Annotated in this window: 7 protein-coding genes and 1 pseudogene; 7 read left to right on the forward strand and 1 reads right to left on the reverse strand. The window is 65.2% G+C overall.

Annotation, left to right across the window (positions count from 1 at the left end; genetic code table 11):
• From Q0R23_RS12240 to Q0R23_RS12250, 3 genes and pseudogenes are all read left to right on the forward strand, one after another.
• A pseudogene (locus Q0R23_RS12240) lies at nt 1-925 on the forward strand (cell division protein FtsH); the annotation flags it as partial.
• A 118-nt stretch (nt 926-1,043) separates the two neighbouring features.
• A complete protein-coding gene (locus Q0R23_RS12245) occupies nt 1,044-1,592 on the forward strand; it encodes a VIT family protein (RefSeq protein WP_293913417.1) in 549 nt (182 codons plus the stop codon).
• Nucleotides 1,593-1,609: 17 nt separating this feature from the next.
• Nucleotides 1,610-2,038 (forward strand): hypothetical protein, encoded by a 429-nt coding sequence (locus tag Q0R23_RS12250; RefSeq protein WP_293913419.1) that lies wholly within the window; start codon nt 1,610-1,612, stop codon nt 2,036-2,038.
• A gap of 4 nt (nt 2,039-2,042) precedes the next feature.
• Here the strand turns inward: Q0R23_RS12250 and Q0R23_RS12255 are convergent, their stop codons facing one another.
• The gene (locus Q0R23_RS12255) at nt 2,043-2,462 is read right to left on the reverse strand and encodes a secondary thiamine-phosphate synthase enzyme YjbQ (RefSeq protein WP_293913421.1); all 420 of its coding nucleotides are present in this window, start codon (nt 2,460-2,462) and stop codon (nt 2,043-2,045) included.
• Nucleotides 2,463-2,581: 119 nt separating this feature from the next.
• On the opposite strand from Q0R23_RS12255, the gene Q0R23_RS12260 reads away from it, so the two are divergent.
• The 4 genes from Q0R23_RS12260 to Q0R23_RS12275 form a co-directional block, all read left to right on the forward strand.
• Nucleotides 2,582-2,806 carry a hypothetical protein gene (locus Q0R23_RS12260; RefSeq protein WP_293913423.1) on the forward strand — a complete coding sequence of 75 codons (225 nt, stop codon included), beginning with the start codon at nt 2,582-2,584 and terminating at the stop codon, nt 2,804-2,806.
• Entirely contained in the window at nt 2,803-3,414 is a 612-nt protein-coding gene (locus Q0R23_RS12265) for a metalloregulator ArsR/SmtB family transcription factor (RefSeq protein WP_293913425.1), read from the forward strand. The genes Q0R23_RS12260 and Q0R23_RS12265 overlap by 4 nt, the downstream gene beginning before the upstream one ends.
• 5 nt (nt 3,415-3,419) lie before the next feature.
• Nucleotides 3,420-4,676, forward strand: coding sequence for an aminopeptidase (locus Q0R23_RS12270; RefSeq protein WP_293913427.1), 1,257 nt, complete (start codon nt 3,420-3,422; stop codon nt 4,674-4,676).
• Between the two features lie 13 nt (nt 4,677-4,689).
• The coding region (locus Q0R23_RS12275) for a 23S rRNA (pseudouridine(1915)-N(3))-methyltransferase RlmH (RefSeq protein WP_293913429.1) at nt 4,690-5,072 on the forward strand (383 nt) is incomplete at its 3' end.

Consider the following 5,072-nt stretch of genomic DNA (forward strand, 5'->3'; position numbering starts at 1 on the left):
GGCCGCCACCAACAGGCCCGACGTGCTCGACGCCGCGTTGCTGCGGCCCGGACGCTTTGACCGTCAGGTCGTCGTGGACGCCCCGGATGTCAAGGGCCGCGAGACGATTTTGAAGATTCATGCCAGAAAAAAACCACTGGACCTGAGTGTCGATCTGGCCGCCGTCGCCAAGCAGACGCCCGGCATGGTGGGCGCCGATCTGGAGAACTTGCTGAACGAGGCGGCCCTGGGTGCGGCCCGCGAGCAGCGTAGCCGGATCACCAACCGCGACATCGACGAGGCGCGTGACCGGGTGCTGATGGGACCGGAGCGCCGGAGCATGGTCATCGGCGAGAAAGACCGGCGCATCACGGCGTATCACGAAGTTGGGCATGCGCTGGCCGCGCAATTGCTGCCACACGCCGACCGCGTGCACAAGCTGACCGTCGTGCCGCGTGGGCGGGCTGCCGGGTACATGATGCCGCTGCGTGAAGACCGGGTGCATTACGTCCGGGCCGCGCTCGAAGACATGATCGCCGTGGCGCTGGCGGGCCGCGCCGCCGAGGAGATCGTCTTCGGGGAAGTCACCACCGGGGCGCAGAACGATTTTCAGCAGGCCACCAGCATCGCCCGCCGGATGATGACCGAGTGGGGCATGAGCGAGAAGCTGGGCAAGGTGTCGCTCAGCAGCGAGGCCAGCATGTATCTGGGCGGCTCGGTGATGAGCAGTTACGGGCCGCGCACCGCCCGCCTGATCGACGAGGAAGTCTCGGCACTGATCGAGACGCAGTACCAGCGCGTGCTGGAGATGATGCGCACTTACCTCGACCGCACCCACAGCATCGTGGACGTGCTGATCGAGCACGAAACCCTGTCGGGCGACGAGTTCGCCACCGTGATGGCGGGCGGCACGCTGGTCGGCGCCGTGTCACTGGGCAAAGGCTGAAGAGCGGCTTGTAGCGTGTGGCTCGTGGCTTGTAGAAAAAACAGGGGGCGAGCAATCCACCCTAAACCGCTCGGAATGCCTTATTGAGAATTGTTTCTGTTAAGGCTATTCTGCCGGTATGACTCCGCCTGAATCCGATAGCCCGGCAGCGCCCAGCCTCCCGCAACCGGAGATGAGCGGCGCTCACCACGACCAGGCGTTCGTGCTGCAAAAGGTGCAGCCTGCCCTGCTGGGCCTGATGGACGGTTCGGTCAGCACCCTGGCGCCGATTTTCGCCGTGGCCGGGCTGACCGGTAAACCCATCGACGCCTTTTTCGTGGGGCTGGCCGCCTCGGTGGGCGCGGGCATCAGCATGGGCCTGGCCGAAGCTTTATCGGATGACGGGTTGGTGTCGGGGCGGGGCTCGCCGCTGGGGCGCGGGGTCATTACCGGCGCCGCCACGCTGCTCGGCGGGATGCTGCACACCCTCCCCTTTTTGCTGCCGGACCTGCGCACCGCCCTGCCGCTGGCCTACGCGGTGGTGGTGATCGAGCTGCTGGTCATCGCCTACATCCGCTTTCACTTCATGAAAAGCCCGCTGGCCCAGACCATCTGGCAGGTCATCGTGGGCGGCGGCGTGGTGTTCGCGGTGGGCGTCTGGCTGGGGCGGCTGGGGGTGGCGAGCTGAGCGGCACCGACACCAGCTTGACGCCGATTACGCCTGAGACGGTGCGGGCGTTTTGCGAATCGGCACTGGTGCGGGAAGCGGATCAGATGATTGCTGAGAAGTCCAGAACATTCATATCGCCAGAGCAGTGCGAAGAGCATAGGTTCGTGCCGTTATATGAGACTCGATCAAACACGGCACTTTATCTGGGTTTTTTGTCAATTGAGGAAGTCAAGTCTTACTTCGTTATTAATCTAACTGTAATACAGAATCTTGCGGCGAATATGCTGCTAGCAAATGAAGTTGAAACAACCGGTCTAAATATTTCTTTAGCTTACTGCTTTCATCTCAGAGTCATCACGAACAGAGACGAATATGATCTTGCAGACTACTCAAAATCAGGTGGACCCAACCATTCCATGCCCATCACCGAACGAGACATCGAACAGCTACTAAAACTCCTTTGATTCATCACTCTCCGCTGAGCGTCAGCGCCAGCCGCCTCGGCCCGCCCTGGTCGCGGTGCTCGCACAGGTAAATCCCCTGCCACCTGCCCAGCGCCAGCCGCCCAGCCTGCACCGGCAGCGTCAGGCTCGGCCCCAGCAGGCTGGCCTTGATGTGCGCGGCCATGTTGTCGTCGCCCTCCTGGGTGTGCTCGAATTCCGGCCAGGCGTCGGGGACGAGGTGATTGAAGGAGCGCTCGAAATCGCGGCGCACGCCCGGCGAGGCGTTCTCGTTCAGCGTCAGCGAGGCGCTGGTGTGCTGAATAAACACATGCAGCAGCCCCAGCCGCAGCCCGGCGAGTTCGGGTAAGGCATCCACCACCTCGCGGGTAATCAGGTGGAAGCCGCGTGGATAGGCGCGGAGTCGGAGTTCGGTCTGGTGCCACATGGAAAGAGGGTAGTGGGAAGTGGGGTGTAGGGTGTGGGCTTGATCCTTTCCTATCCCCTATACCCTCTAAGCCATCCTGTTTATTTCGAAACTCTTCGAATCAGTTTACACTCAGTTCTATGAATGACGAAACAATGCAGACAAAGCCCGGCGACCCAGACCACTTCTTCGAGACGACCATGCGGCGCCTGCTGGACAATGCCGGGCGCGACCTGGCGCGGGCGCAGGCCAACGGCGAGACACAAACCGCCGTCAAGGCCCGTGTGCGGCTCGATACGCTTCAGGCGGCGCTAGAGGTCCACCGGGCCAGTCCGAAGGTCGCCGCCCGAACGGCGCAGCGATGAGCAGGCCGCACGACACCACATCTCAGCACGTCGCCGAACTCTTCAAGGCCCTGGGCCACCCGGCCCGCGTGCTGCTGCTGCGCCTGACCTGGGACCAGGGGCGCAGCGGCGAGGAGCTGTGCGGCCTGCTGAAGCTGGCAGCGGCGACGGTCAGTCACCACCTGGCGCTGCTCGACACCGCCGGGCTAATCACCGCCGAGCAGCGCGGGCACCACCGCTTTTACCGGGCACACCGGGCTGCCTTCGCGCCCAGCCTGGCCGACCTGCTGGCGGTGCCCAGGCCGGAAACGGAAACGACTGCGCCGCCTGCGCCAATACTCAGCGAGGAGGAGCGTTACCGAGCCAAGGTGCTCCGGACTTTTTTCAAAGACGGCCTGCTGACCACCATTCCTGCCCAGCGCAAAAAGCGCGACGTGGTGCTTTCTTACCTGCTGCGCGATTTCGAGCCAGGCCGCGAGTACCCGGAAAGCGAGGTAAACGCGCTGCTGGGCGCCTACCACCCGGACTTTTTCACGTTGCGGCGCGAGCTGATCATGCGCGGCTGGCTGACCCGTGAACGCGGCGTGTACCGGCGACCCGAACCGGAGCCAGCCACAGGCGTAGCATGAGCGGCATGACTGCATCCGAATCTGCTGGCACGGCCCTCCCCTTTCAGACGCTGCTGGAGCGCTACGCCGAGCTGCTGGTGCGCGTCGGTGTGAACCTGCAACCGGGCGGCGGGCTGTTCGTCAACGCGCCGATCATCGCCGCCGACCTGGCCCGGTTAGTGGCCCGCAGCGCCTACCGGGCCGGGGCGAAGGCCGTGGTGGTGCGCTATCACGACGAGCAACTCTCCCGGCTGAAAATGGACGAGGCCAGCGACGAGGCCATTGCCTACGCCCCCGCCTGGCTGCCCGACGAATCGCTGAAGATGATCGAGGAGGGCTACGCCTTTCTGAGTCTCGACGGTTCCGACCCCGACATGATGGCCGGAGCCGACCCGGAGCGGCTGGCTGAGAGCGCCAAAGCCCGCTCGAAGGTCATGAAGCCGGTCAGCGAGAAGATGATGAGCTTCGAGGCCGCCTGGAGCATCGGGGCGATCAGCACGCCCGCCTGGGCCGCCAAGGTCTACCCGGAGCTGGAGCCGCAATCGGCGGTGGCGGCCCTGTGGCGCGACATTTTCAAAGTGACGCGGGCCGACACGCCCGACCCGGTGGCGGCGTGGGAGGCGCACCAGGAGCGGCTGGGACGGGTCCGCGAAACGCTGAACGCCCGGCGCTACTCGGCTGTTCATTTTCGCGACCCGCACGGTGAAACCGATCTGCGCGTCGGCCTGGCGGATCATCACCTGTGGGCCGGAGTTGAGGACACCACCAGCGCAGGCGTCAAGATCGTGCCGAACATGCCCACCGACGAGGTGTTCACCGCGCCGCACAGAGACCGGGTGAACGGCGTGGCGGTGGCCAGCAAGCCGCTGCTGGTGAGGGGCGTGGTCGTGGAGGGCGTCCGCGTGCGCTTCGAGAACGGCGTGGTCGTGGAGGCCAGCGCCACGAGCGGCGAATCCAGCTTCCTCAAGCTGCTCGACACCGATGAAGGTGCCCGCCGCCTGGGCGAGGTGGCCCTGGTCAGCGCCAGCGCCCCGGTGGCGCAAACCGGGCGGCTGTTCTACAACACCCTGTTCGACGAGAACGCCGCCTCGCACATCGCGCTGGGGCAGTGCTACGCCTTCAATTTCAGCGCCGAGCCGGGTGCCGAACCCGCTGAGAGTGGCGGCAACGAATCGCTGATCCACGAGGACTGGATGATCGGCACCGCCAGCATGGACGTCGACGGCGTGAACGCTGACGGCAGCCTTGAGCCGATCATGCGCGGCGGCGAATGGGCGCTGTGATACGGAGTCGGCCTTGCGCCTGCACCTGATTACCGTCGGCGCCCCCAAACTCGCCTACGCCCGCGCGGGCTGGCAGGAGTACACCGCCCGGCTGGGCCGCTACCACAAGCTGACCATCACGCACCTGAGCGGCAGCACGCCCCACAAGGAGGGCGAGGCGACGCTGAAGGCGGCTGGACGCGCCCCGATCATCGCCCTCGACCCGCGCGGCGCGGCCTGGACCAGTGAGCAGGTCGCCGCCTACATCGAGCGTCAGGGCGTGCAGGGCACCGGGGAGCTGGCGTTTTGCATAGGAGGCCCCGACGGGCACAGCGACGAGCTGCGAGCCCAGGCCAGGGCGCTGTGGAGCCTGAGCAACCTGACCCTGCCGCACGACCTGGCGATGGTGGTCATGAG

It is taken from the genome of Deinococcus sp., assembly GCF_025362455.1.
In the GTDB taxonomy this organism is placed as follows: Bacteria; Deinococcota; Deinococci; order Deinococcales; family Deinococcaceae; genus Deinococcus.